This is a genomic window from Pectobacterium sp. PL64, from assembly GCF_022477975.1.
Classification (GTDB): domain Bacteria; phylum Pseudomonadota; class Gammaproteobacteria; order Enterobacterales; family Enterobacteriaceae; genus Pectobacterium; species Pectobacterium jejuense.
Genome location: NZ_CP092070.1, coordinates 752,627 through 776,912 on the forward strand (window position 1 = coordinate 752,627; position 24,286 = coordinate 776,912).

General features: G+C 54.1%; 17 protein-coding genes. 10 read left to right on the plus strand and 7 right to left on the minus strand.

Annotated elements, in window-relative coordinates; all coding sequences use genetic code 11:
- Positions 1–9 precede the first annotated feature (9 nt).
- Positions 10–729: a bifunctional 2-polyprenyl-6-hydroxyphenol methylase/3-demethylubiquinol 3-O-methyltransferase UbiG gene (ubiG, locus tag HP572_RS03250; protein WP_240584765.1), complete on the minus strand. Its 720-nt coding sequence runs from the start codon at positions 727–729 to the stop codon at positions 10–12.
- 268 nt (positions 730–997) lie between these two features.
- Here ubiG and gyrA point away from each other — a divergent pair, with 268 nt between their 5' ends.
- Both gyrA and rcsC read left to right on the plus strand, forming a co-directional pair.
- Positions 998–3,637: a DNA topoisomerase (ATP-hydrolyzing) subunit A gene (gene gyrA / locus HP572_RS03255; RefSeq protein ID WP_240584766.1), complete on the plus strand. Its 2,640-nt coding sequence runs from the start codon at positions 998–1,000 to the stop codon at positions 3,635–3,637.
- A gap of 115 nt (positions 3,638–3,752) precedes the next feature.
- Positions 3,753–6,599, plus strand: coding sequence for a two-component system sensor histidine kinase RcsC (gene rcsC, locus HP572_RS03260; RefSeq protein ID WP_240584767.1), 2,847 nt, complete (start codon positions 3,753–3,755; stop codon positions 6,597–6,599).
- A gap of 44 nt (positions 6,600–6,643) precedes the next feature.
- Here rcsC and rcsB read toward each other — a convergent pair whose 3' ends face one another.
- The 3 genes from rcsB to HP572_RS03275 are packed head-to-tail and all read right to left on the minus strand — an operon-like array spanning position 6,644 to position 11,173.
- Positions 6,644–7,294, minus strand: a complete 651-nt coding sequence (rcsB, locus tag HP572_RS03265; protein WP_005976164.1) for a response regulator transcription factor RcsB — start codon at positions 7,292–7,294, stop codon at positions 6,644–6,646.
- Between the two features lie 8 nt (positions 7,295–7,302).
- On the minus strand, positions 7,303–9,987 hold the full coding sequence (rcsD, locus tag HP572_RS03270) for a phosphotransferase RcsD (protein WP_240584768.1): 2,685 nt from the start codon (positions 9,985–9,987) through the stop codon (positions 7,303–7,305).
- 16 nt (positions 9,988–10,003) lie between these two features.
- A complete protein-coding gene (locus HP572_RS03275) occupies positions 10,004–11,173 on the minus strand; it encodes an MFS transporter (protein WP_205552721.1) in 1,170 nt (389 codons plus the stop codon).
- Positions 11,174–11,515: 342 nt separating this feature from the next.
- Between HP572_RS03275 and menF the strand changes: the two genes are divergently transcribed.
- From menF to menE, 6 genes are all read left to right on the plus strand, one after another.
- The gene (gene menF, locus HP572_RS03280) at positions 11,516–12,838 is read left to right on the plus strand and encodes an isochorismate synthase MenF (RefSeq protein WP_240584769.1); all 1,323 of its coding nucleotides are present in this window, start codon (positions 11,516–11,518) and stop codon (positions 12,836–12,838) included.
- A gap of 218 nt (positions 12,839–13,056) precedes the next feature.
- Positions 13,057–14,739, plus strand: coding sequence for a 2-succinyl-5-enolpyruvyl-6-hydroxy-3-cyclohexene-1-carboxylic-acid synthase (gene menD / locus HP572_RS03285; RefSeq protein WP_240584770.1), 1,683 nt, complete (start codon positions 13,057–13,059; stop codon positions 14,737–14,739).
- Between the two features lie 41 nt (positions 14,740–14,780).
- Positions 14,781–15,542 (plus strand): 2-succinyl-6-hydroxy-2,4-cyclohexadiene-1-carboxylate synthase, encoded by a 762-nt coding sequence (menH, locus tag HP572_RS03290; RefSeq protein WP_240585682.1) that lies wholly within the window; start codon positions 14,781–14,783, stop codon positions 15,540–15,542.
- 5 nt (positions 15,543–15,547) lie between these two features.
- Positions 15,548–16,405, plus strand: coding sequence for a 1,4-dihydroxy-2-naphthoyl-CoA synthase (gene menB, locus HP572_RS03295; RefSeq protein WP_010284115.1), 858 nt, complete (start codon positions 15,548–15,550; stop codon positions 16,403–16,405).
- Positions 16,405–17,376, plus strand: coding sequence for an o-succinylbenzoate synthase (gene menC / locus HP572_RS03300; RefSeq protein ID WP_240584771.1), 972 nt, complete (start codon positions 16,405–16,407; stop codon positions 17,374–17,376). The genes menB and menC overlap by 1 nt, the downstream gene beginning before the upstream one ends.
- Positions 17,364–18,848, plus strand: a complete 1,485-nt coding sequence (menE, locus tag HP572_RS03305) for an o-succinylbenzoate--CoA ligase (protein ID WP_240584772.1) — start codon at positions 17,364–17,366, stop codon at positions 18,846–18,848. The genes menC and menE overlap by 13 nt, the downstream gene beginning before the upstream one ends.
- A gap of 1 nt (position 18,849) precedes the next feature.
- Here menE and HP572_RS03310 read toward each other — a convergent pair whose 3' ends face one another.
- Positions 18,850–19,062, minus strand: a complete 213-nt coding sequence (locus tag HP572_RS03310; RefSeq protein ID WP_240584773.1) for a catalase — start codon at positions 19,060–19,062, stop codon at positions 18,850–18,852.
- 249 nt (positions 19,063–19,311) lie between these two features.
- Between HP572_RS03310 and HP572_RS03315 the strand changes: the two genes are divergently transcribed.
- Positions 19,312–19,851, plus strand: a complete 540-nt coding sequence (locus HP572_RS03315; RefSeq protein ID WP_039494163.1) for a YfaZ family outer membrane protein — start codon at positions 19,312–19,314, stop codon at positions 19,849–19,851.
- Positions 19,852–20,207: 356 nt separating this feature from the next.
- Here the strand turns inward: HP572_RS03315 and tyrP are convergent, their stop codons facing one another.
- Complete coding sequence (gene tyrP / locus HP572_RS03320; protein ID WP_039312270.1) at positions 20,208–21,416, minus strand: tyrosine transporter TyrP; 1,209 nt, start codon at positions 21,414–21,416, stop codon at positions 20,208–20,210.
- A gap of 221 nt (positions 21,417–21,637) precedes the next feature.
- On the opposite strand from tyrP, the gene HP572_RS03325 reads away from it, so the two are divergent.
- The gene (locus tag HP572_RS03325; RefSeq protein ID WP_240584774.1) at positions 21,638–22,831 is read left to right on the plus strand and encodes a nicotinamide mononucleotide deamidase-related protein YfaY; all 1,194 of its coding nucleotides are present in this window, start codon (positions 21,638–21,640) and stop codon (positions 22,829–22,831) included.
- Between the two features lie 488 nt (positions 22,832–23,319).
- Here HP572_RS03325 and HP572_RS03330 read toward each other — a convergent pair whose 3' ends face one another.
- On the minus strand, positions 23,320–24,180 hold the full coding sequence (locus HP572_RS03330) for a co-chaperone YbbN (RefSeq protein ID WP_039516482.1): 861 nt from the start codon (positions 24,178–24,180) through the stop codon (positions 23,320–23,322).
- Between the last annotated feature and the right edge of the window lie 106 nt (positions 24,181–24,286).

Below are 24,286 nucleotides of genomic sequence, written 5' to 3' on the forward strand. Positions count from 1 at the left end.
TAATCGGTTCTATTTGTCGTGGCGAGTGTGCAGCATGTAGTTCACGTCCACGTTTGGACCCAGTTTAAAATGGTCCGTCAGCGGGTTGTAGTGCAGCCCGGTGATATGCTTTTCACGCAGCGGTGTACTGTCAACCCAGTGCATCAGTTCTGCTGGTCGAATGAACTTCTTAATGTCGTGCGTGCCGCGCGGCACCATTTTTAGCACGTACTCCGCACCGATAACGGCCATCATCCACGCTTTCGCATTGCGGTTGATGGTGGAGAAAAAGACGTGCCCGCCGGGTTTGACCAATCTGGCGCAGGCCTGCACCACAGATTGTGGGTCGGGAACGTGTTCCAGCATTTCCATACAGGTGACGACATCGTAGAGACCCGGATGAGCCTGTGCATGCGCTTCTACCGTTTCCTGCACGTAATCGACGGCGACACCGCTTTCTAATGCATGCAAACGCGCGACCTGCAACGGCTCTGCGCCCATATCGAGCCCGGTGACGTCCGCGCCTTCACGCGCCATGCTTTCGGCCAAAATGCCGCCGCCGCAGCCGACATCCAGCACTTTCTTGCCGAACAGGCCTTCCGAGTGCTGCGAAATATAGCCCAGACGCAGCGGATTAATGCGGTGCAATGGTTTGAATTCACCTTCTAGATCCCACCAGCGTGAGGCGATAGCTTCAAATTTGGCAATCTCCTGATGGTCAACGTTCGGAGTTTGATTTTCTACATTCATGTGTCATCACTGCCTTTCGTCATCTTTATACTGCCGCGAGTATACTCCCTTCGCGCTGCAACGTGCAGCGGTGTCGCTTTTCTCTGTAAGGTACTTTTCTCTACAAGGTAATTGCCCACTGGGAAAACAGTCTGTTCAGAGCGGAAGGGAGTTTCCCCCGAAACGGCGCTTTGTGATATAATTTTTCACCTTTTGAACAGTTCACCTTATCTGAACGGTTCACTTTTCTGAACACGGGTAGATGCCTAAATAGAGGGATAGCGGCTCCATGAGCGACCTTGCCAGAGAAATCACACCGGTCAACATTGAAGAAGAGCTGAAAAGCTCGTATCTGGATTATGCGATGTCCGTTATTGTCGGGCGTGCATTACCAGATGTTCGTGATGGACTTAAACCGGTACACCGCCGCGTACTGTATGCGATGAGCGTACTGGGCAACGATTGGAACAAACCGTATAAAAAATCCGCCCGTGTCGTCGGGGATGTCATCGGTAAATACCACCCACACGGCGACTCTGCCGTTTATGAAACCATCGTGCGTATGGCGCAGCCTTTCTCACTGCGCTACATGCTGGTTGATGGTCAGGGCAACTTCGGTTCGATTGACGGCGACTCCGCGGCGGCGATGCGTTATACCGAAATTCGCATGTCGAAAATTGCTCATGAACTGCTGGCCGATCTCGAAAAAGAGACGGTCGATTTTGTGCCGAACTATGACGGCACCGAGCAGATTCCTGACGTCATGCCTACGCGTATTCCTAACCTGCTGGTTAACGGTTCTTCCGGTATCGCAGTCGGGATGGCAACGAACATTCCACCGCACAACCTGACGGAAGTCGTGAACGGCTGTCTGGCGTATATCGATGATGAAAACATCAGCCTTGAAGGCTTGATGGAACACATCAAAGGCCCAGATTTCCCGACGGCGGCGATCATCAATGGCCGACGCGGCATTGAAGAAGCTTATCGCACAGGGCGCGGCAAAATTTATATCCGTGCACGTGCAGAAGTGGAAGCGGACGCGAAAACCGGACGTGAAACCATCATCGTGCATGAAATTCCGTATCAGGTGAACAAAGCGCGCCTGATCGAGAAAATTGCCGAGCTGGTCAAAGATAAGCGTATCGAAGGCATTAGCGCACTGCGTGACGAATCCGACAAAGACGGTATGCGTATCGTCATCGAGATTAAGCGTGACGCCGTGGGCGAAGTGGTCCTGAATAACCTGTATTCCCAGACGCAGCTTCAGACGTCATTCGGCATTAACATGGTCGCTCTGCATCAGGGCCAGCCGAAGATCATGCCGCTGAAGGATATTCTGGTTGCGTTTGTGCGCCACCGCCGCGAAGTGGTGACGCGTCGTACCATTTTTGAACTGCGTAAAGCCCGTGACCGCGCCCATATCCTGGAAGGTCTGGCTATTGCGCTGGCGAACATCGATCCGATTATCGAACTGATTCGCCGTGCTCCATCGCCTGCTGAAGCGAAAGCCTCGCTGATTGCACAGGCGTGGGAACTAGGCAGCGTGGCTGCGATGCTGGAACGTGCGGGCGATGATGCTGCGCGTCCAGAGTGGCTGGAGCCGGAATACGGTATCCGTGACGGTCGCTACTACCTGACGGAACAGCAGGCGCAGGCGATTCTGGATCTGCGTTTGCAGAAGCTGACCGGCATGGAGCACGAGAAGCTGCTGGATGAATATAAAGCGCTGCTGGCGGAAATTGCCGAGCTGCTTTATATCCTCAATAGCCCTGAGCGCCTGATGGAAGTCATCCGCGAAGAGCTGGAAGCGATTAAAACGCAGTATAGTGACGAACGTCGTACGGAAATCACGGCGAACACCGCTGACATCAACATCGAAGATCTGATCAACCAGGAAGATGTTGTTGTTACGCTGTCTCACCAAGGTTACGTGAAGTATCAGCCGCTGAGCGATTACGAAGCACAGCGCCGTGGGGGCAAAGGTAAGTCTGCCGCACGTATAAAAGAAGAAGATTTTATCGATCGTCTGCTGGTGGCGAACACCCACGATACGATTCTGTGCTTCTCCAGCCGGGGTCGTCTGTACTGGATGAAGGTGTACCAACTGCCGGAAGCCAGCCGTGGCGCGCGTGGTCGCCCGATCGTTAACCTGCTGCCGCTTGAAGCGGATGAACGTATCACCGCGATTCTGCCGGTACGTGAATACGAAGAAGGCCGCCACATCTTCATGGCAACCGCGAGCGGTACTGTGAAGAAAACGGCGCTGACGGAATTCAGCCGTCCACGTAGTGCGGGCATCATCGCAGTTAACCTGAACGAGGGTGACGAGCTGATTGGCGTCGACCTGACCGACGGTAGCGATGAAGCGATGTTGTTCTCTGCGGAAGGCAAAGTGGTTCGCTTCTCCGAGCAGGCGGTACGTTCCATGGGTCGTACGGCAACGGGCGTCCGTGGTATCAATCTGCAAGGCGAAGATCGTGTCGTTTCTCTGATCATTCCTCGCGGCGAAGGCGATATCCTGACCGTCACGCAAAATGGCTTTGGTAAGCGTACCGCCGTGAGCGAGTACCCGACCAAGTCGCGTGCGACGAAAGGGGTTATCTCTATCAAGGTCAGCGAACGTAACGGTAAAGTGGTTGGCGCGGTTCAGGTCGATGCTGCAGACCAGATCATGATGATCACCGATGCGGGAACGCTGGTGCGTACTCGCGTATCTGAAGTCAGTATTGTTGGCCGTAACACGCAGGGTGTGACGCTGATTCGTACGGCGGAAGATGAAAATGTTGTCGGCCTGCAACGCGTTGCCGAGCCGGTAGAAGATGAAGAGCTGGATGGCGTGGTCAAAGTTGAAGGCGAAGTTGCCGAAGACGATGATGCTATCGACGACATTGATGGCGATGATGATATCGCTGAAGATGACGAATAAGCCTTTTCATTAAACCGGAATGAGTAGAGTAAGCCAGCGCGATGCGCTGGCTTTTTTTATCGACTCTCGGTAGTGTATCAGCCAACTGGTTCTTCCATTATTCAACGGTATCCATTTGAAATATCTCGCCTCATTCCAGACCACATTAAAGGTGTCCCGCTATTTATTTCGGGTTCTGGCGGTCATGCTGTGGGTATTGGGTGCGCTGATATCCGTTTTTTATGTCACTAAAGTATTGAATGAAAAAGAATCAGAGCTGCGGCAGGAGTATAACCTCAGCTTTGATCAGTCGCAGGGTTACATCCGACACGCGTCGGATATTGTGCGTGAACTCCAGTATCTGGCGGCAAATCGCCTGATGCTGGCAAGAGAAAAGGCAGAGCCGCCAGCGGAAGGGGGCCCCGGTGTCTCCGTTTATGCGCTGGCTCCCGGCGCAACCTGTTCCACGCAATATGGTGGAAATGCGGCGCTGCTCTCATTGAGCCATTTTTTCAACGGTTGGCAGGATAATTTCTCTGCTGTCTACGATCTTAACCGGGTCTTTTTTGTCGGTGGCGATCGGCGCTGTATGGTTGATTTCGGCATCCGTAACCAGTCACTCGACCGTGATAATTTGCTTAAAAATGTGCAGGATCGGTTTCAGGATCAGAAGAAGAGTCGCACCCAAAACGGACGCGATGAAACGATCTACTGGATTACCCCAGCGTCGATCCCCGATGTCGGCTATTTATATGCGCTGACGCCGATTTATGTGGATAACAAGCTGGAAGTCATCATGGGGATTGAACAGACGATCCGTCTGGATGACTTCGTCACCATGGGTAAATTTCCGATCAGTGCCCGGCTGCTGGATCAATACAATCAGGTTGTTTTGCAGTTTTCCGATGATAAAGAGCGTTACGCGTCTTCGGTAGACGGCTATCCCTCCGATCATAACTATTTTGGCTATGTGAATGGGTATGATGAACTCATTCTGAAGAAGTCGCTGCCGCCGACGTCATTCAGCATCGTGTATTCGCTGCCGTTGAAGGTGCTGCTCTCCCATATCAGCGCCTTGATGATCAACATGCTGGTGCTGAATATGTTATCGGCTATCTTGCTGTTTGTACTGGCGCTGGTGTTTGAGCGGAAAATGCTGTTGCCAGCGGAAGTGAATGCGTTCCAGTTGGAAGAAAACGAGCAATTCAACCGCAAGATTGTCGCATCGGCACCGGTAGGCATTTGTATCCTGCGGATTAATGACGGCACGAACATCCTCAGTAACGAATTGGCGCATAACTATCTCAACCTGCTTACGCACGAGGATAGGCTGCGCATTACCCGTATCATTTGCGAGCAGCAGTCCAAGTTTGTGGATGTCATGACCAGCCGCAATCATCACCTGCAAATCAGCTTTGTCCATTCGCGCTATCGTAATGAAAACGTGGCGATTTGTGTGCTGCTGGACGTCAGCGCGCGCGTAAAAATGGAAGAGTCGCTACAGGAAATGGCGAATGCCGCCGAGCAGGCAAGCCAGTCTAAATCGATGTTCCTTGCCACCGTCAGCCATGAATTGCGTACGCCGCTGTACGGGATTATCGGTAACCTCGATTTACTGCAAACCAAATCGCTGCCGCAGGATGCCAATCGTCTGGTTGCCGCGATGAACAACTCTTCCTCACTTCTGCTGAAAATCATCAGCGATATCCTCGATTTTTCCAAGATTGAGTCGGAGCAGTTGAAGATCGAGGCGTGTGAGTTTGCGCCGCATGAAGTCATCAGCCACATCACCAGCAACTACCTCCCGCTGGTGGTCAAGAAACGCCTGACGCTGTACTGCTTTATCGATCCCAATGTGCCGGTCAGCCTGTTCGGCGATCCCGTACGTTTGCAGCAGGTGTTATCTAACCTGCTGAGCAATGCCATCAAATTTACGGACACGGGCTGCATCATTTTCGAAGTCGGCTGCCGCGATGGCTATCTGGAATTTGTAGTGCGTGATACCGGTGTGGGTATTCAACCTCGCGAGGCGGTGAAGCTGTTTGACCCGTTCTTCCAGGCTGGAAGCGGTGTCCAGCGGCATTTTCAGGGCACGGGCTTAGGGCTGGCGATTTGTGAAAAGCTGGTGAATCTGATGGATGGAGACATTACCATCGAGTCGGAACCTGGGCTCGGCAGCCTGTTTGGCGTCAGGATTCCGCTGTATAAAGCGCGCTATGCTCCAGCGGCGATCAACGCCAGCCTGCAAGGGAAGACATGCTGGCTGAGGATACGCAATGCCCGGCTGGAAGCTTATTTGCTGACGCTGTTGCAGGATCAGGGGCTCCAGGTGGCACGTTATCAGAATCAAACCGTGTCACCTGATGATGTGATGATTAGCGATTACGCGTCAGAAGAGGACGTTAACGTTCGGGCGCATATCGTGATGAGTGGCTCGCATACCGGGTTAGCACAGGAAGTGAGCGGCGGCCACTGGGTGCAAGGGACGTCCACACCTCAACATCTGCCGGATTTGCTGGAGAAAATCTATCGCTCAGAAAGCGAGGATAGACATCGCATCGAAATTTCACCGCCGCTGACCAGCTATGTACGGGCTGAGAATGGCGACATTATGATTCTGGTGGTTGACGATCACCCCATCAACCGTCGACTGCTGGCGGACCAGCTCAATTCTCTGGGCTATCAGGCGATGACGGCGAATGATGGCGTAGATGCACTGGGCGTATTGAGTAAAAACCATATTGATATCGTGCTGACGGATGTCAACATGCCGAATATGGATGGTTATTTGTTCACACGACGTATGCGCGAGCAGGGGTTACGTTTCCCGGTTATCGGCGTGACGGCAAATGCGTTGGCGGAAGAAAGAGAGCGTTGCCTCGGGGCTGGGATGGACCACTGTTTGTCAAAACCGGTTACGCTGGATACGTTACAGCAGTCGTTGGCGCATTACAGTAACGTGGTGCGTCAGGCGAACCTCTGAGGAATAACCTGCACCAGCGGCTGCTGGTGCAGGTGAAGAAAGGCTTAGTCTACCTGCGTCGCGCCGCCGTTAACGGAGGACAGGTAATTCAGCAGGGCGATATCGTTCTCGACGCCCAGCTTGGTCATCGCTGACTTCTTCTGGCTACTGATCGTTTTGATACTGCGATTCAGTTTTTTGGCGATTTCGGTAACCAAAAAGCCTTCTGCAAACAAACGTAATACTTCGCTTTCTTTCGGGGACAGGCGTTTGTCGCCGTAGCCGCTGGCGCTGATTTTCTCCAGCACTTTGGATACGCTATCCGGCGTGAATTTCTTCCCTTTTTGCAGGGCAGCCAGCGCTTTGGGTAAATCGGTCGGCGCACCCTGTTTCAGTACGATGCCTTCGATATCCAAATCCAGCACCGCGCTCAGAATGGCCGGATTATTGTTCATGGTAAGAACAATAATAGAAAGGTGAGGAAAATGGCGCTTAATGTATTTAATGAGGGTAATACCGTCGCCGTATTTATCGCCTGGCATGGATAAATCGGTGATTAAAACATTAGCGTCCAGCTTAGGTAGGTTATTGATCAGTGCTGTTGAGTCTTCAAATTCGCCAACCACATTGACCCATTCAATCTGCTCAAGCGATTTTTTGATGCCAAAAAGGACAATAGGGTGGTCGTCGGCAATAATTACGTTTAAGTTACTCATCGTTTTGGTTACTCATCTTGTTGGCTACCTTGCTGCCCTTTAGGTTCTTCTGGGGATAGTAATGCACTGACAAACCTCTCGATTTCATGAAGGTTAGCCTCAATCTGTTCACTATCATGCGCGGTAATATGCTGTTCAAGCTGTTCACACAACTGTTTGCCAGGATGCAGATTAAGCATGGCAAACACGCCTTTCAGCCGGTGTGCCGTCTGCGAAAGCGACGGAAAATCGCCTGCTTCCACTTCAGTATACAGCCTCTTTAAATCATCCGGTACTGTCTCCACGAACAGCGAATAATAGTCGCTTGCTGCCAATTGCGCGGCGTAAAATTCGACATTATCCGGTTCCCCTTCCTGTAGCGCATCGGGTGATGTTTCCAGTTGTAGCTCAATCAGCTTAAGTAATGCCTCCAGCAGGAGGTGGCTGATATTATAATTCACCCGCAAACGGCGCGGGCCCAAAGGCGTTACTGTGTCATCGTCATGACTCAACAGCAGCGTAAAATCTGCTTTTTTCTCCGGGTCGTCAGTCATGCAGATATCTGCTTCCTGATTAATCTGGCGTTCATCGCTAACCAGATAATTCGCACCCCAGCCCGTCAGCATATTGCCGACAATATGCTGTACTTCATCAGACGTCACATCCAGCAGAACGGTAATACCATCCAGCAGTTTTTCTTCCTCAACGGGAAGCGCTTCCGGCTCCAGTTTTAGCGTCAGAATATAGTGTGTACCTAATCCGGCCTTACTGTTGATCGTTAACGCACCGCCCAGTTTATTACAGAGTTGATTGCACAAAAATAAGGTCAATCCTGAATTTTGTCCGAAACGATCGGATGTCGCAGGATGCAGGAAAGGGTGTCGAATATTTTCCTGCTCTTTGCCTGAAACATTCGTTCCCGTATCGCTGATCTGAATAATCAGCGTATCCGACTCATTATTTTTTCTATCAATCGATACCGTAATCTTGCCGTAATCCGTATTGGTCACCGAATAATTCAGCAGCAGCGCCAGCGTCTTTTTCAACAGCTCGACATCGCCCACGTAGGTTTGATTCATATCCAGATTGTAGTGATGGAATAGGGTCAGACCTTTTTGATTTAATCGCGGCAGCAGCTCAAGGAGAACATGATCGATAGCCGTCAGCAGTGAAAAACTCTCGTTGACCACATTCCATTCCTGCGCTTCCAGCTTTTCGTGCAAGGCGATATTTTCCAGCAGCTCGATAGCGCAGCGGGTATCCGCTGTTAGCTGATCCAGCGTGGGTGCCGGTACGGTTGCTGTATCGCTGTGGCGTAGCGCATGAATATGCTGCCGTAGTGAAATCAGCGGCTGTTTGAATTCGCTGAGCAGGTTTTGGAATAACCGTTTTCTGGCATGAATATTCTTTTCGTATTCACGCTGGGCGAGCAGCAGTTTACGCTGTACCAGAATCTCTTTATCTTGCTCACGCAGCAGGAAGAGGCAATAGTCAGGCGAATATTGACTGCGGATTTGGCGGATTTCATACATCTCATTATTAATTGTGACCTGAATGACCCCTTGATGCTCGTCCGCCATATTGGTGATTTTTTGCAGGCTCAGGTGCGGAAGCAACTGCTCAGCGCGCTCATTCTGTATGACGACTTTATTGCTGCTGAAATCATAAAGCAGCACGCCCATCGGGATTCTGCCCGTTGTTTCGCGGTAAACATCCAGCGTCTTTTCCAACTGACGAGAGACATCCTCGCCGGGACGCACATACTGCCGACGGAAAAGATAAAAGCCGACGATGGACAAACTCAGCAGGACCAGATTCAGCAGCAGAAGCCAGATGTTATTACGCAATGAATCAATAATCAGAGCTTTTACAGGCATCTGAAAAACGATTTTTATCGGTGCATTCACGAGCGTGGCGGAGATTTCAAGATTCGAGCCATGAAGCTGAACGTCAGCCGTACCTTCGCCATTATTGTTGTCCATATTGCTGGCCGCCGGCGTATCTGGCTTCAGCATAAGATGCTCACGTGGAATGGTGTCTGGGATTAAATCGTTAATCGGTAAATCGAACGCCAGAATCGTCGCCAGATGACCCGGCTGATTGAATGTGGTGCGCAGCGTAAAATAGTAGTCGTTATAGAAGCGTAATTTACGCAGGGGGGAAAAACTTTCGCGTTCGTCTAATACATTCGCCTGCTGCAGCATTTCCGTCCGGCGGGCTTCGGCGATGACCGTAATATAATTACCACGGAACTGCGAGGAGATATCTTTCAGCGTCTGCGTGGAAATCATCGTCAGGCTGTTGTCGATACCATTCAGGTAATACATGGAATAGACGCTATTTTCCGCTCCCCAGAGAATATCAAGATAACGTGATATCCGGCGAACCGAGGTCAGTGTGTTTTTATCGTGTTGCCCAAAAATCAGCGCGTCCGTTTTCTGACCGTTTTTTTCTACGTAGAAAACATTCGGCATTAAATTAATGGCGGTAATGTTGGTGTCGCTAGCCGCTGGTTCGCTGTTCAGACTGCCGTAAATTTGATAGGTGAAAAAACGATAGGTATCGACGCGTTTTTGTATGCCCTGAGCGATGGTCGTCAGCGAATGTTTTTTGTCCGTCAGCAAATCGTTGATGTAGTTATAGCCAAACGTTCCGGTAATCAGGAGCGAGAGCACCGTAAGGAGTGAAAAATAACGCAGGATCATGGCTGGCATCAATTAACGCTCCTGATTAGCGGATAACGGCACGGGCGCTGGCGCTAACGCCCAGCAAGAGCAGTGCGACAAACCCGAATGCGGTAGCCAAATTGCTGAACTGTGCAATAAAGCCAAGAATGGTCGGGCCGATCAGAATACCTGCATAGCCTACGGTAGTAATGGAGGCGATGGCCAGATTCGGCGGCATGATCTTTTGATTCCCCGCAGCGCTGAAAAGGATCGGCACCACATTCGATGCACCGATACCCACCATCACAAAGCCAAGAATGGCGGTGATCGGATTATCAATGCTGATCGTTAATACCAGACCAAGTGCGGCGCAGAGGCTGCCACCGGTCAGAATCGCGTAGCGGCCGAGTGCATTAACGATGCGATCGCCGTTCAGTCTGCCTAGCGTCATCGCGACGGAAAATGCCGCATAGCCCATGCCCGCCTGCGCGCCGCTCAGGTTGCGTTCAACCGTTAAAAAGAGGGCGCTCCAGTCCAGTATGGACCCTTCTGCTAAGAACATGATGAAGCACAGTGAGCCAATAAACATCACCCAGCCGCGCGGGATGACAAACAACGGGCCGCCCTCATCTTGATTTGTGGTGCGCAGCAGGTGTTTATGCGCCGTTGCCATAGCGATCAGCATGAGGGCGACAATCGCCAGAATTGCCATCAGCGGAGACAGGCCAAGCCACAGCAGGGCGCTGACGCCGCCTGCGCCGACAATTCCCCCGATGCTAAAGAAACCATGAAAACCGGACATCATCGCCCGACCGCTGGCCCGTTCGACGATGACAGCCTGAATGTTCATCGCGACATCAATCATCCCCATAGACGCGCCGAAAAAGAGCAGCGTGATCGCCATCAGAGGCAGTGTTTCTGCCTGCGTCAGCGCGGGCAATACCAGACAAAGCAGTGCGCTTGCCAGCAAAATAACGCTGCGGCACCCCAGTTTACTGGTGAGAAAACCGGTCAGCGGCATGGCTAGGAGCGAGCCAATACCGAGAGAAAGCAGCAACATCCCCAAAGAGGCATCACTGATAGCCAGCCGCGTTTTGACAAAGGGTACCAGCGGTGCCCAGGAAGCCATAGCAAAGCCCGCAACAAAGAAAACGATGCGCGTGGCTGCCTGTGCTTTCTTGCCTGGCAGATTCTGATTAATGCATAACGGGTTGGAATTCAGTGTTGTACTCATCCTGATGAAGCTATCCGGTCGACGTAACAAAGGCCTATTTTTACCATAGTTAGCGGTCTGAATGGAAAGAATCCTGGTATACGGTTTTGGCGAGAGGGAAGAAGGGAGAGGTGGGGCAGTGGAGCGGGCAAAAAAATGCCGATTAGATAATCGGCAAAAGAATCGGTCAATTGAAGCAATAATGATGATGGAGTGGGATTTTAAAGCGATACGCGCGACCCGTTTTGCCGTTTGGTGCGATTTCAGCCTGTGCTCGCCGTTATGGTCTTACGTAACCTCTCACCCACGGCGTGTTTTTTTCCCGTATAATCCCCTACTTTATGTTAGGTCTCCGGGGTAACGGTGAAACAACTTTCCGACTTGCTGCGGCATCTGCAGCAGGATTTGCGCGAGCCACAGCCTGAACGCGCAGGTTTCAGACAAATAACGCGTTCGTTGACCCTCAGCGACGCGTCTGAGCTATTGCCGTGGCTGGCGACTCAGCCAGTGTACCCCCAGTTCTATTGGCAGCATCGTCAGGATCGTGAAGAAGCAGCCGTGTGCGGCAACGTGTACGGATTTCGCCACATTCAGGATGCAGAGACATTCCTTGTTCAGCAGCAGTGCGATCCCGATGTGCGCATTTGGGGGCTGAACGCGTTTAATCAAACGAAAGAGGACGGTGCTTCTTCACCCGGCTACCTGTTTTTGCCCCGTGCGGAACTGCGGCGTCAGGGTGAGATGCTCAGCCTGAGTATTAACCTGTTCAGTGACACCTCATTGCAGCAGGATGCCATTGAAGCCTCGGCGTTTATTAACCTGCTTCTGCCACCCGCTCCGCAGCCTCTTTTGCATGCGGAAGTGCAGTCCGTCGGACATCAGCCGGAGCGTCAGGGGTGGATCGATTTGCTCCAGCGAGCGCTGCATGACATCAATGCCGGGCTGATGGAAAAAGTGGTTCTGGCGCGGGCGACCACACTAACGTTGACGCAGCCGCTGCAGGCCACCACCTTTATGGCTGCCAGCCGAGCGGCCAATCACCACTGTTTCCATTTCATGTTGGCGCACGATGCGCGTCATGCATTTCTCGGTTCCAGCCCGGAGCGGCTCTATCGCCGTCGGGGTAGCGAACTGGAAACCGAGGCGCTGGCAGGGACGGTGGCAAGCGATCGCGATGCGCGCAAAGCCGCGGAACTGGCCGATTGGCTGATGAATGACACCAAAAATCAGTGCGAGAACATGCTGGTGGTGGATGATATTTGTCAGCGGCTACAGCAGTCGGCGCTGTCGTTGGATGTGATGCCACCGGAAATTGTGCGCCTGCGTAAAGTACAGCATCTGCGCCGTACCATTCACGCCACGCTGCGCACCGCATCTGATAGCGCGTGCCTGAATGCGTTACAGCCCACGGCAGCCGTCGCGGGCCTACCGAGGCAAGAGGCTCGCCGTTTTATTGCTGAACATGAACCGTTTGAACGCGGCTGGTATGCCGGTTCCGCAGGCTACCTTTCGCGTCAGCAGTCTGAATTCAGCGTGGCGCTACGTTCGGCCGAAGTGCGGGATCATGTTTTAACGCTTTATGCCGGTGCTGGAATTGTGGCGGCTTCTGATCCAGAACAAGAATGGCAGGAGTTAGAAAACAAAGCAGCAGGGTTAAGATCCCTGTTAGACGGTGATATGTCATAGTTTTGTTTTATGGTTGTTGTGCGAGGTACTGGTTTATATCAAAGTCAGCGTGATAAAAAAAAATATAATAAGGCTGATCTCGATGTTTGCTGAAGGGCAACCAGGCCGACAACAGTTTGATCATTATTATTTGCTTAATACCTTAAATAATTCGAGTTGCGTGAAGGCGACTTGAAGCATAACGGGTATCACCTGCAACCTGAGTTGTTGAGTACAACATGTCAACAAGTGTATTTAATCGCCGCTGGGCTACATTACTGCTGGAATCGCTGACCCGCCACGGTGTCCGGCATGTCTGCATCGCGCCTGGTTCGCGCTCTACGCCATTGACGCTGTCTGCGGCGGACAATCACGCACTGATTTGCCACACGCATTTCGATGAGCGGGGGCTTGGGCATCTGGCGCTGGGGCTGGCAAAAGCCTCGCGTGAGCCGGTTGCGATTATCGTGACGTCAGGCACTGCTGCGGCGAACCTTTATCCAGCCATCATCGAAGCGGGGCTGACCGGCGAACGTCTGGTGGTTCTGACGGCCGATCGCCCGCCGGAACTGATTGACTGCGGTGCGAATCAGGCGATTCGCCAACATGCACTGTATGCTTCACACCCTACGCTGGCGCTGGATTTACCGCGCCCCACGCCCGACATTCCGGCTAGCTGGCTGGTTTCCTCTGTGGATAGCGCAATGGCGCGACTGACGCACGGCGCGCTGCACATTAATTGCCCTTTTGCCGAACCGCTGTACGGTGCCGATGACGGCACGGCGTATCAGGACTGGTTAATGACGCTGGGTGACTGGTGGAACAGCCGTGAACCCTGGCTGCGTGAAATGCGCCAAAGTACGTTGGCAGTGCAGCCGGACTGGCCGCAGTGGCGACAGAAGCGGGGCGTTGTTCTCGCCGGTCGTGTGACGCCAGAACAAGGTGCGCGACTCGCTGCGTGGGCGAACGAACTGGGCTGGCCGCTGATTGGTGATGTCCTGTCGCAAAGCGGGCAGCCGTTGCCCTGTGCGGATATTTGGCTGGCGCATCCTGACGCGGCGGCTCGCCTGCGGCAGGCGGAGATTGTCCTGCAGTTCGGCGGTAGCCTGACTGGTAAGCGCCTGCTGCAATGGCAGGAACAGTGCCAGCCGCAAGAATTCTGGTTAATTGACGATTTGCCGGGACGGTTGGATCCGGCGCATCATCGCGGGCGTCGTCTGGTGGCGGACGTGGGCGAATGGCTGTCTGCGCATCCGGCACATAAACAAGCGCCGTGGGCGGATTTGTTGGCGGATATTGCCGACAAAACGCAGCGGCAGATCGACGTGCATCTTGCTTCCCGTTTTGGTGAAGCGCAGCTGGCGCAGCGCATACCGGCGCTGTTGCCGCCGGACGGACAGCTATTTGTCGGCAACAGCCTCGTGGTGCGCCTGATCGACGCGTTGGCGCAGCTCCCACAGGGATATCCGGTGTACGGTAATCGCGGGGCCAGCGGCATTGATGGCCTGATCTCCACGCTGGCTGGTGTACAGCGTGCCACATCAAAAGCCACGCTGGGCATCGTCGGCGATCTTTCTGCGTTATACGATTTGAACGCGCTGGCGCTGCTGCGTCAGGCTCCCGCGCCGCTGGTGTTGATCGTGGTGAACAATAATGGCGGCCAGATATTTTCCCTGCTGCCGACGCCGGTTGCACAGCGCGAAGCGTTTTACTGTATGCCACAAAATGTGGAGTTCGGCCACGCGGCCGCGATGTTTGGCCTGAATTACGTACGCGCCGAGAGCTGGGAACAGCTGGCGAATACGGTGACGAATTGCTGGACTCAGGGCGGCGTCACGCTGTTGGAAGTGGTGGTTGAGCCTAAAGACGGTGCGGAGACGCTCAATGAACTGGTCGCTCAGGTGGCGACGTGGGCGCACTAGAGTTTCAGAGGCCAAGTTTTCAGGGGCTAAGCTGCCGGAAAATGACGCATGGCGCGGTGGCGCCGAGGCAGCCGTGGCTGGTGTGTCTGCATGGTTTATTAGGCTGCGGCGAAGACTGGCTGCCTGTTTTGCCGTTTTGTCGTGACTGGCCGGTGCTGCTGGTGGATTTACCCGGACACGGTGCATCGCGAACGATTTCCACAACAGATTTTGCCGATGTCAGCCGCCAGTTAAGTAAGACGCTGTTGGATCAAGGCATTGAGAATTACTGGCTGCTAGGCTATTCGCTCGGTGGGCGTATCGCGATGTATCACGCTTGCAACGGACAGCATGACGGCATGCTGGGGCTGCTGGTCGAAGGCGGTCATCCCGGTCTGGCAACGCCGGAGCTGCGTACGGAGCGTATCGACCATGATGCACGCTGGGCGCAGCGCTTTCGTCAGGAGCCGTTGCCAGCGGTCCTGCAGGATTGGTATCAGCAGGCGGTGTTTGCCGATCTGGATTCAGCGCAGCGTGAACAGTTGATCGCGCGTCGCAGCGCGAATCAGGGGGCGTCCGTTGCGGCAATGCTGGAAGCGACCTCGCTGGGGCGACAGCCTTTTTTAGCGGAACGCCTCCGGCAACTGTCGATACCTTTTGTTTACTTATGCGGTGCCAGCGACGTGAAGTTTCAAACGCTGGCGGCGCAATACGGCCTGCCGTTACTGAGCGTAGCTCAGGCGGGTCATAATGCTCATCAGGCGAATCCAACGGCCTATGCCGAGCGGGTTCGCTCTTTTCTTTTGCATCACGTTAAGGATTGATAACTATGCTTTATCCGAGTGAAGATCTGCTTTACGCACCGATTGAATGGCACGATTGCAGCGGCGACTTCGCCGATATTCTCTACCATAAATCCATCGATGGTATTGCCAAAATCACGATTAACCGTCCTCAGGTTCGCAATGCATTCCGTCCACAAACGGTAAAAGAGATGATTCAGGCGCTCGATAATGCCCGTCACGACGACGGTATCGGGACGATCATTCTGACCGGCGCGGGCGATAAGGCATTCTGCTCCGGCGGCGATCAGAAAGTACGCGGCGACTACGGCGGTTATCAGGATGACAGCGGTGTGCATCACCTGAACGTGTTGGATTTCCAGCGTCAGATCCGTACCTGTCCGAAGCCGGTTGTTGCGATGGTTGCGGGCTATTCCATCGGTGGCGGACACGTTCTGCACATGATGTGTGACCTGACGATTGCGGCAGAGAACGCCATCTTCGGTCAAACGGGTCCACGCGTCGGTTCCTTCGACGGCGGTTGGGGCGCTTCTTACATGGCGCGCATCGTGGGTCAGAAAAAAGCGCGTGAAATCTGGTTCCTGTGCCGCCAGTACGATGCGGCGCAAGCGCTGGATATGGGCTTGGTTAACACCGTGGTTCCGTTGGCAGAGCTGGAGAAAGAGACGGTGCGCTGGTGCCGTGAAATGTTGCAAAACAGCCCGATGGCGCTGCGCTGCCTGAAAGCAGCACTGAACGCAGACTGCGACGGTCAGGCTGGCTTGCAGGAACTGGCGGGTAACGCCACCATGCTGTTCTACATGACGGACGAAGGGCAGGAAGGCCGTAATGCGTTCAACGAAAAACGTCAGCCTGACTTCAGCAAATTCAAACGGAATCCATAATGCGTCAGGTCACTCTCTATCGTTACAGCGTGCCGATGGAAGCTGGAGTGGTGCTGCGCAATCAGCGTCTGAAAACCCGCGATGGGCTTATCGTTCGCCTGCTAGACGGCGAGCGATTGGGCTGGGGCGAGATTGCGCCGCTGCCAGAATTCAGCGTGGAAACGCTGGTAGAGGCGGAATCAGTCGCGCTTGAACAGCTAAAATCGTGGGCGGCAGGGGCGGCATTTTCTGACGAGCTTCCGCCTTCTGTTGCCTTTGGTTTGAGCTGTGCGCAGGCCGAACTGGATCAGCGTCTGCCGCAGGCGGCGGACTATCGCAAAGCGCCATTGTGCAGCGGCGATCCTGACGAGCTGTTTGACATGCTACAGGCGATGCCGGGCGAGAAAGTGGCGAAGATCAAAGTCGGTCTGTATGAAGCGGTGCGTGACGGTATGATCGTTAACGTGCTGCTGGAAGCCTTGCCGGATCTGAAACTTCGTCTGGATGCCAATCGCAGTTGGACGCGAGCCAAAGCCGACGGCTTTGCCCGCTACGTCGCGCCGTCATTGCGTTCGCGCATTGCCTTTCTCGAAGAGCCTTGCAAAACCCGTGAAGAATCTCGCGAGTTTGCGCGGGAAACGGGCATCAGCATTGCCTGGGATGAAAGCGTGCGCGATGCGGATTTTCGGGTAGAAGCCGAGCCGGGTGTGAGCGCAATTGTGATCAAGCCTACGCTAGTCGGCAGCCTCGCACGTTGCCAGCAGCTGGTGCAGGAAACGCATCAGGCTGGATTAACGGCGGTGATCAGCTCCAGCATCGAATCCAGTTTGGGCTTAACGCAGCTGGCACGTCTGGCACACTGGCTGACGCCGGACACGATCCCAGGGCTGGACACGTTGGATCTGATGCAGGCGCAGGTTATTCAACGCTGGCCGGAGAGCACGTTACCGCTGCTGGCTGCTGAGCAACTGGACGTGGTATGGCAATCCTGACTGACTGGCCGTGGCGACACTGGGCTAACCAGACGTCCCAGCCTGTCTCGTTGAATACGCCTGTTTCGTTGAATGAGTCAATCGCATTGATTGACGACGAAATCCGCTGGAGCTGGCAGTCGCTTGCCCAGCGGGTGGATCATTTGGCAGAGCATTTCACACAGCAGGGCGTGACGGTCGACAGTACGGTCGCGCTACGTGGGAAAAATAGCGTCCAGATGCTGTTCAGCTATTTGGCTCTATTACAGTGCGGCGTGCGCGTGCTGCCGCTGAATCCACAGTTACCTGATGCACTCACCGAGGCGCTGCTGCCTGCGCTGAATGTGGTGCATGGTCTGTGCCTGAATGATAAACCGTGGCCGAATACGATACGCACGCTTTCTTTGCCGCCTATTTCTTTGTCATCAGACGCTTCGCCATCAGGCGATACCGAAGAAAGTCACAGCATCTATCGAGTACGCTGGCAGGCCGACCGGCTGGCGACGCTGACGCTGACATCCGGCTCCAGCGGGATGCCAAAAGCCGCGGTGCATTCATTTGCTGCCTATCTCTCCAGCGCGGAAGGTGTGGTGCAGATGATGGCGTTTTCCGCTAGCGACAGCTGGCTGCTGTCACTTCCGCTCTTTCACGTTTCCGGGCAGGGCATTGTCTGGCGCTGGCTTGCGACTGGGGCAACGCTCGTTGTCCGAGCACATCAGCCTCTGGATCGCGCACTGCGCGATTGCACTCATGCTTCTCTGGTGCCAACACAACTGTGGCGACTGCTGTCAGAGGGGACATTCCCTTCGGCATTGAAGGCCGTATTGCTCGGCGGCGCGATGATTCCGCAGGCGCTGACGCAACAGGCAGAAGCGCGAGGCGTTAGCTGCTGGTGTGGTTACGGTCTGACGGAGCTGGCGTCCACGGTCTGCGCAAAACGTGCTGACGGGCGTTCGGGCGTCGGCATGCCGCTGTACGGGCGAGAGATCCGGCTGGTGGAGGAGGAAATTCTGTTGCGTGGCAGTACGCTGGCCGCTGGCTATTGGCGTGACGGAAAACTGATTCCACTCGCCGATGATGACGGCTGGTTCCACACGCGGGATCGCGGGCTATTTACCGAGGGCGAGTGGCACATTCTGGGGCGTCTGGATAACCAATTCTTCAGCGGTGGAGAAGGGATTCAACCCGAGAATATTGAAGCCGTACTGTTGGCGCATCCTGACGTTCAACAGGCCTGCATTGTGCCTGTTGACGATGCGGAGTTCGGCCACCGTCCTGTTGCGGTATTGGAGGTGGCACAAGCCACGACGCTTGATGCAATACGCGATTGGCTACAGCCACAGCTTGCCGGATTTCAGCGTCCGGTCGCGTATTATGCGCTGCCCGCTGAACTGAAAAATGGTGGGATTAAGCTTTCTCGCCAGCAGGTGAAAAGCTGGGTCAATGCAATGCACCATTCGCCCAGCACAACAGGCCGCGCAGCGCGGTCGTAGGCTAGTTGTCCGGTGCGCTGGTGCCGGATTTCGCCACCTTTCGCGGATGATTGGTCTGATTATTGGCGCTGGTTTCACGATCAAACAGCGCTAGCTTCTCCAGAAACCACATGTCCTGAAATCGCATCGGGCTGTGCCTGCCGGCACTCTCCGTGTGAGGGGTATCCATCGCCGTAGCGCGCTTTTCTGTGGCTGATTTTCCTTCTCTCATCATCGTTTCCTTCTGCCTGTTTTATCGTCATCCGTGATGATTACTATTGTTCACTTTGTCTTTTTTGAGCAAATAGGCGGCGCTTATTGCTGCTATTGTCAGCAGCACTGAAGGCAAACTTTCATGATTATTAAAAGAATAAATCGCTGCTCAGGGCAATTTCATGCTGGAGTGAGGGGGCGTTTCGGGTAGAATCGGCAACGATAACACCTTTACACGCGCGTTTAACGACGGTTTTTAAGGATATTGAAAATGAAAAAGTTTGTGATTGCCTGTGCGGGAAGCTTGTTACTTGCAAGTGCTTCTGTACATGCCATTAGCCTTTCCGGGGAAGCAGGTCGCGATTACGCTGGTGCCAGTGCGGGTTTCGGTCTGGGCATTCCTGGGCTTGCGGGCAATGTGAGCTATGCCCACGGCGACAACAACAATGATGTATACGGCTTCGGTCTGGGATACACCATTCCTGTTGGTCCACTCAAGCTGACTCTGGGTGGCAAAGCGCTGTACCTGAATCAGGATCACGGCAATGATGGCTATGGCGTCGCACTGGGCGGTGGCGTGCAGTGGCCGCTGAGCCGTCAGTTCTCGCTGTATGGTGAAGGTTACTATTCACCGGATGCCTTCTCCAGCCATGTCGACCACTATGTGGAAGGGAAAGCAGGCGTCCGCTGGCAGGTGTTTGCACCGCTGAGCGTTGATGTCGGCTACCGCTACATCAATATGGCGCGTGAGAACGGCCCGGATAACAGACTGGCGGATTCTGCCTATATTGGCGTTGGTCTGAACTTCTAATCGCTGGTTCGAAATAAAAAAGAGCGTGAATGCTGAGTTCACGCTCTTTTTTTATGACGGACGTCCTTGTCCGTCACCCTTCGGGCCGTCGCAAGCGACGTTGAAAAACGCTCCCTGCGTTTTTTTATGACGGACGTCCTTGTCCGTCACCCTTCGGGCCGTCGCAAGCGACGTTGAAAAACGCTCCCTGCGTTTTTTTATGACGGACGTCCTTGTCCGTCACCCTTCGGGCCGTCGCAAGCGACGTTGAAAAACGCTCCCTGCGTTTTTTTATGACGGACATCCTTGTCCGTCACCCTGCGGGCCGTCGCAAGCGACGTTGAAAAACGCTCCCTGCGTTTTTTATGCACGTAAGGTTAGCTGATTGACGGTAGCCAGCCTGCCACCATCGCCAGTTGGATCAGGATAATCGCTACGCCGCTGGCGAAGACCAGTGCCAGTACCGGCGCGCCACCGCGTGTTGCGCGTATTTCAGGGCGCTGTTTGCGTACCTGCCAGCTCAGCAGAACGGGAATAAGCAGTGCCAGTACAGCCAGCGCAATCGCCGCATAGCCTAGCGCCATCACAAACCCTTGCGGATAAAAGAGGGCAAACACCAGCGGGGGAATAAAGGTCAGCAAGCCCGTTTGCGCACGCCCGATGATGCTATTTTTACGTTTAAACAGATCGGCTAAATAATCGAACAATCCAAGCGCCACGCCGAGGAAAGAGGTCGCCAGTGCCAGATCGGCAAACAGGTGGACGGCCAGTTCAACGTGCGGAGAGGCAACCAGCGTGCGAATAGCCTGCATCAACCCATTCAATCCCGCCTGATCGGCCAAAATAGCGTTGAATGTTGAAGAGCTGAGGCTGCCCAACATCACGAGCTGCCAGAAAATATAGGCAATCAGCGGTATCACGCTACCGATAAGGAATATGCGGCGCAGCTTACGGCTGTCTCCACCCATGTAGTGCACGATGCTGGGGATACTGCCGTGAAAGCCGAATGAGGTCAGAATGACGGGTAATGCCGAGAGCGTCAGACCTTGTTGCAGCGGCAGCGTTAAGAGGTTGACGCGCTGAATATGCGGCACCATGACGGCCAGCATGATGACGAGCATCAGGACTTTGCCGCTAAACAGGATGCGGTTAAATAAATCGACGGAGGATGTGCCGATACAAACGACGCCGCCGGCAACCAACGTAAAGAGCAGAATGCCTGCGGACAATGGAAGTGAGTAGCCACTCCACTGGCTGATGCTGCTGGCGAGCAGTTCGCCTGCGCCGCTGATATACGCTGCCGTGAGCGCATACATCAGAAATAGCATACTGAAGCCGGTGATCCACTGTCCCCAGCGGCCAAGGTAGATTTTTGCCAACGTGCCTAGTCCGGTGTGCGACGGCTGATGCTGATACACCTCAACCAGCAATAAGGCGCTGTAACACATCAGTGCCCACAAACCGATTAATATCATCAATGTAGTACCAAACCCGACGCCAGCGGTGGCTAGCGGCATCGCCAACATTCCCGCGCCAATGGTAGTGCCTGCAACGATAAAAATGCTGCCAAGAGTACGATTTTTCACCTATTCCTCTATAAATAGCGTGGCTATCCAGATATTTTTGGCAGCAGGGTAGAGTATTCAGTGATTTCTGTCAAAACGCCGTTACGAGAGGTGTAATTTTATATTTACACTGGAGTGAGGCTCGTCGGCGGTGGCGTATTTTTGGGCGGGCTGAAAGAAATATTGTGTTTGTTCATCCGACTTTTTAAAGTGGTTTCAGGATCGTCACGAGGAATAAAAAAATGCTTAGGGTCGAGATGTTATGTACCGGCGATGAAGTGCTGCATGGTCAGATTATTGATACCAATGCGGCCTGGCTGGCGGATTATCTGTTTCAGCAGGGATTACCGATGACCAGCCGGATGACGGTGGGGGACGATCTCGATGCGCTGGTGACTGCGATAACGCAGCGTAGCCAGATAGCCGATATCCTGATTGTGAACGGTGGCTTAGGGCCGACCAGCGACGATCTCAGCGCGTTGGCAGCGGCCACCGCCGCAGGAGAAGGGCTGGTTGAGCATGCAGAATGGCTGGCACGTATGGAAGCGTTCTTTGCCGAACGTGGCAGAGTGATGGCACCGAGCAACCGCAAGCAGGCGCAAATTCCTGCTAGCGCGGAAATGGTCGATAACCCAGTGGGCACCGCCTGTGGTTTCGCACTGCAACTGAACAAGTGCCTGATGTTTTTTACGCCGGGCGTGCCGTCTGAGTTTAAGGTCATGGTCGATCAGCAAATTATGCCGCGCCTGCGCGAGCGTTTTGCTGTCGCAGATGCCCCGCTGTGCCTGCGCCTGACCACCTTTGGCCGATCCGAGAGCGATCTGGCAAGCCAGTTGGACGGTATGGCGTTACCGCCTGGCGTGGTGCTGGGCTACCGCTCGTCTATGCCGATTATCGAGCTGAAGCTAACCGGCCCTGCTGCCCAGCAGGAAAATATGGAGCAACTGTGGGAAACGGTGCGCACCGTGGCTGGGGAAAATACCATCTTTGAAGGAACCGAAGGGTTACCGGCACAGCTGGCACGGCGTCTGGCTGAACGTGATATGACGCTGGCAGTGAGTGAACACTTCACGGCGGGATTACTCAACTGGCAGCTCCAGTCGGCAAATACCCGGTTGGCGGGAGGAGAACTGCTGGCAAACGTTGAGGATACCAACCTGTCTGGGCTAGCGGACTACGCTCGCCATCTGGCGGAGCGTCAGGGTGCGTCGTTAGCGCTGGTCGTGGGGAATCGGAACGATGCGGAGCTGTCATTGGCGCTGCATACGCCGGAGGGATCTTTCGCCCAAACGATACAGTTCAACGTACAGCGCTACAGCCTGAAAACGCATCAGGAAGTCGTTGCGATGCTGGCGATGAACATGCTGCGCCGCTGGCTAAACGGCTGGTCAGTGTATGGCGGACACGGTTGGATCACGGTGTTGAAGACGCTTTAGTTCGCGGGGATCCAAGACTGCCTCTGAATCGCATTTTTATGCCGCTATCGAGGCTGTTTCGTGCGCGATGATACCGTTATTTTCATGCTACCTCGTAGCACGCGCCCGACACGGGACGGCTCAAGCGCCGCTCGCCCCGTGACCCCAGGCTTTTTGGCGTGAATTGCGCCGCTGTGCGGTGCCTTCGCAGATATCAGGCTTAACGGACCGCTTGCGACACGTTTACTCGCCCCATAAATGGGGCTCGCCCTTCGGGCCAGCACAAGTGCTGTTCAAAAACGTCTCTGACGTTTTTGTCCGACGCGCACTGGCTTTCGCGGCGTCCATGCCGCTCACTCGGCGGTAACGATCACCTCAGCGCAATTTTACGCCGGGTTAGCACGCCCGAAACCATCACATCAATCTAGCATAAGCCGATAAGCCGATGGCTATACCTGCCTGCAAAGAAAAAGGCCAGAATCAACGTTCTGGCCTTTTTCACAAGAGAATCAATACAGCAATGAGTAGAGCTGCCGACGGTAGCGAGCGGCGAGGGCGTCGCTGGTGCCTAGGGCAGCCATGATGTCCATTAGCGTTTTACGTGCACTGCCGTTAGCAACGGTCAGATCTTTCTTCAGGAATCCCATCAGCAGTTCGAGTGCTTCTTCGTTACGCCCAACCTGATGCAGTTGCAGCGCCAGCTGTACCGCCAGCTCCGCATTTTGCGGATCGGCGTCCAATTGCTGATGTAGATGCTGAATTTCCGGCGTATCTGCTGCCTGTTTCAGTAATTCAATCTGGGCAACAAGGCTGTGATAGCGGGTATCCCTGTCTTGCAAAGGAATTGTGGCCAACACGGCTTCCGCATCTTCACTGCGGTTGATCTGAATCTGCACTTCTGCCAGCATCAGACCGATGTCGCTGCGCTGCTGGCTGAGTTGCCAGGCGTCTTTCAGCAGTTGCATCGCTTCCGGCAGTTTGTCTTCCTGAATCAGCTGCTGCGCCTGTGCGACTTTCAGCTCTTCTTCTTTCGGCAGCGCGCGTTTCAGCAATTCACGAATGGCTTCTTCCGGCTGTGGCCCCTGAAAACCGTCCAGCGGTTGCCCGTCTTTAAACAGATACACGGTTGGGATTGAGCGCAGGCCAAACTGGGCGGCTACGCGCTGTTCGGCATCACAGTCAACCTTCGCCAGAACAAACTGCCCGGCGTATTCCTGCGCCAGCTTGTCCAGCACCGGTTCCAGCTCCAGGCAGTGCTGGCTACGCCCCGACCAGAAGTAAAACAGGACTGGCAGTGTCGTGGAGTGTTCCAATACCTGATGCAGGTTGGATTCATTGACGTCAACGATAGTCGCTTGTTGTTCTAACATGAGTAGTCTCTCTTACTTCTTGAATTCATTTGACTCTTAGATGGGGCCTGTCGGTGTCACTTACAAGCCTCGTGGAGAGGTGAGTGCGCAATACATCGCCCTCTGC

Coding starts and splice junctions, on each gene's coding strand:
- menE (WP_240584772.1), top strand. CDS start 17,364: ATGGCAATCCTGACTGACTGGCCGTGGCGACACTGGGCTAACCAGACG.
- menB (WP_010284115.1), top strand. CDS start 15,548: ATGCTTTATCCGAGTGAAGATCTGCTTTACGCACCGATTGAATGGCAC.
- ubiG (WP_240584765.1), bottom strand. CDS start 729: ATGAATGTAGAAAATCAAACTCCGAACGTTGACCATCAGGAGATTGCC.
- rcsB (WP_005976164.1), bottom strand. CDS start 7,294: ATGAGTAACTTAAACGTAATTATTGCCGACGACCACCCTATTGTCCTT.
- menD (WP_240584770.1), top strand. CDS start 13,057: ATGTCAACAAGTGTATTTAATCGCCGCTGGGCTACATTACTGCTGGAA.
- HP572_RS03310 (WP_240584773.1), bottom strand. CDS start 19,062: ATGATGAGAGAAGGAAAATCAGCCACAGAAAAGCGCGCTACGGCGATG.
- menH (WP_240585682.1), top strand. CDS start 14,781: ATGACGCATGGCGCGGTGGCGCCGAGGCAGCCGTGGCTGGTGTGTCTG.
- HP572_RS03315 (WP_039494163.1), top strand. CDS start 19,312: ATGAAAAAGTTTGTGATTGCCTGTGCGGGAAGCTTGTTACTTGCAAGT.
- rcsD (WP_240584768.1), bottom strand. CDS start 9,987: ATGCCAGCCATGATCCTGCGTTATTTTTCACTCCTTACGGTGCTCTCG.
- menC (WP_240584771.1), top strand. CDS start 16,405: ATGCGTCAGGTCACTCTCTATCGTTACAGCGTGCCGATGGAAGCTGGA.
- HP572_RS03325 (WP_240584774.1), top strand. CDS start 21,638: ATGCTTAGGGTCGAGATGTTATGTACCGGCGATGAAGTGCTGCATGGT.
- HP572_RS03330 (WP_039516482.1), bottom strand. CDS start 24,180: ATGTTAGAACAACAAGCGACTATCGTTGACGTCAATGAATCCAACCTG.
- HP572_RS03275 (WP_205552721.1), bottom strand. CDS start 11,173: ATGAGTACAACACTGAATTCCAACCCGTTATGCATTAATCAGAATCTG.
- gyrA (WP_240584766.1), top strand. CDS start 998: ATGAGCGACCTTGCCAGAGAAATCACACCGGTCAACATTGAAGAAGAG.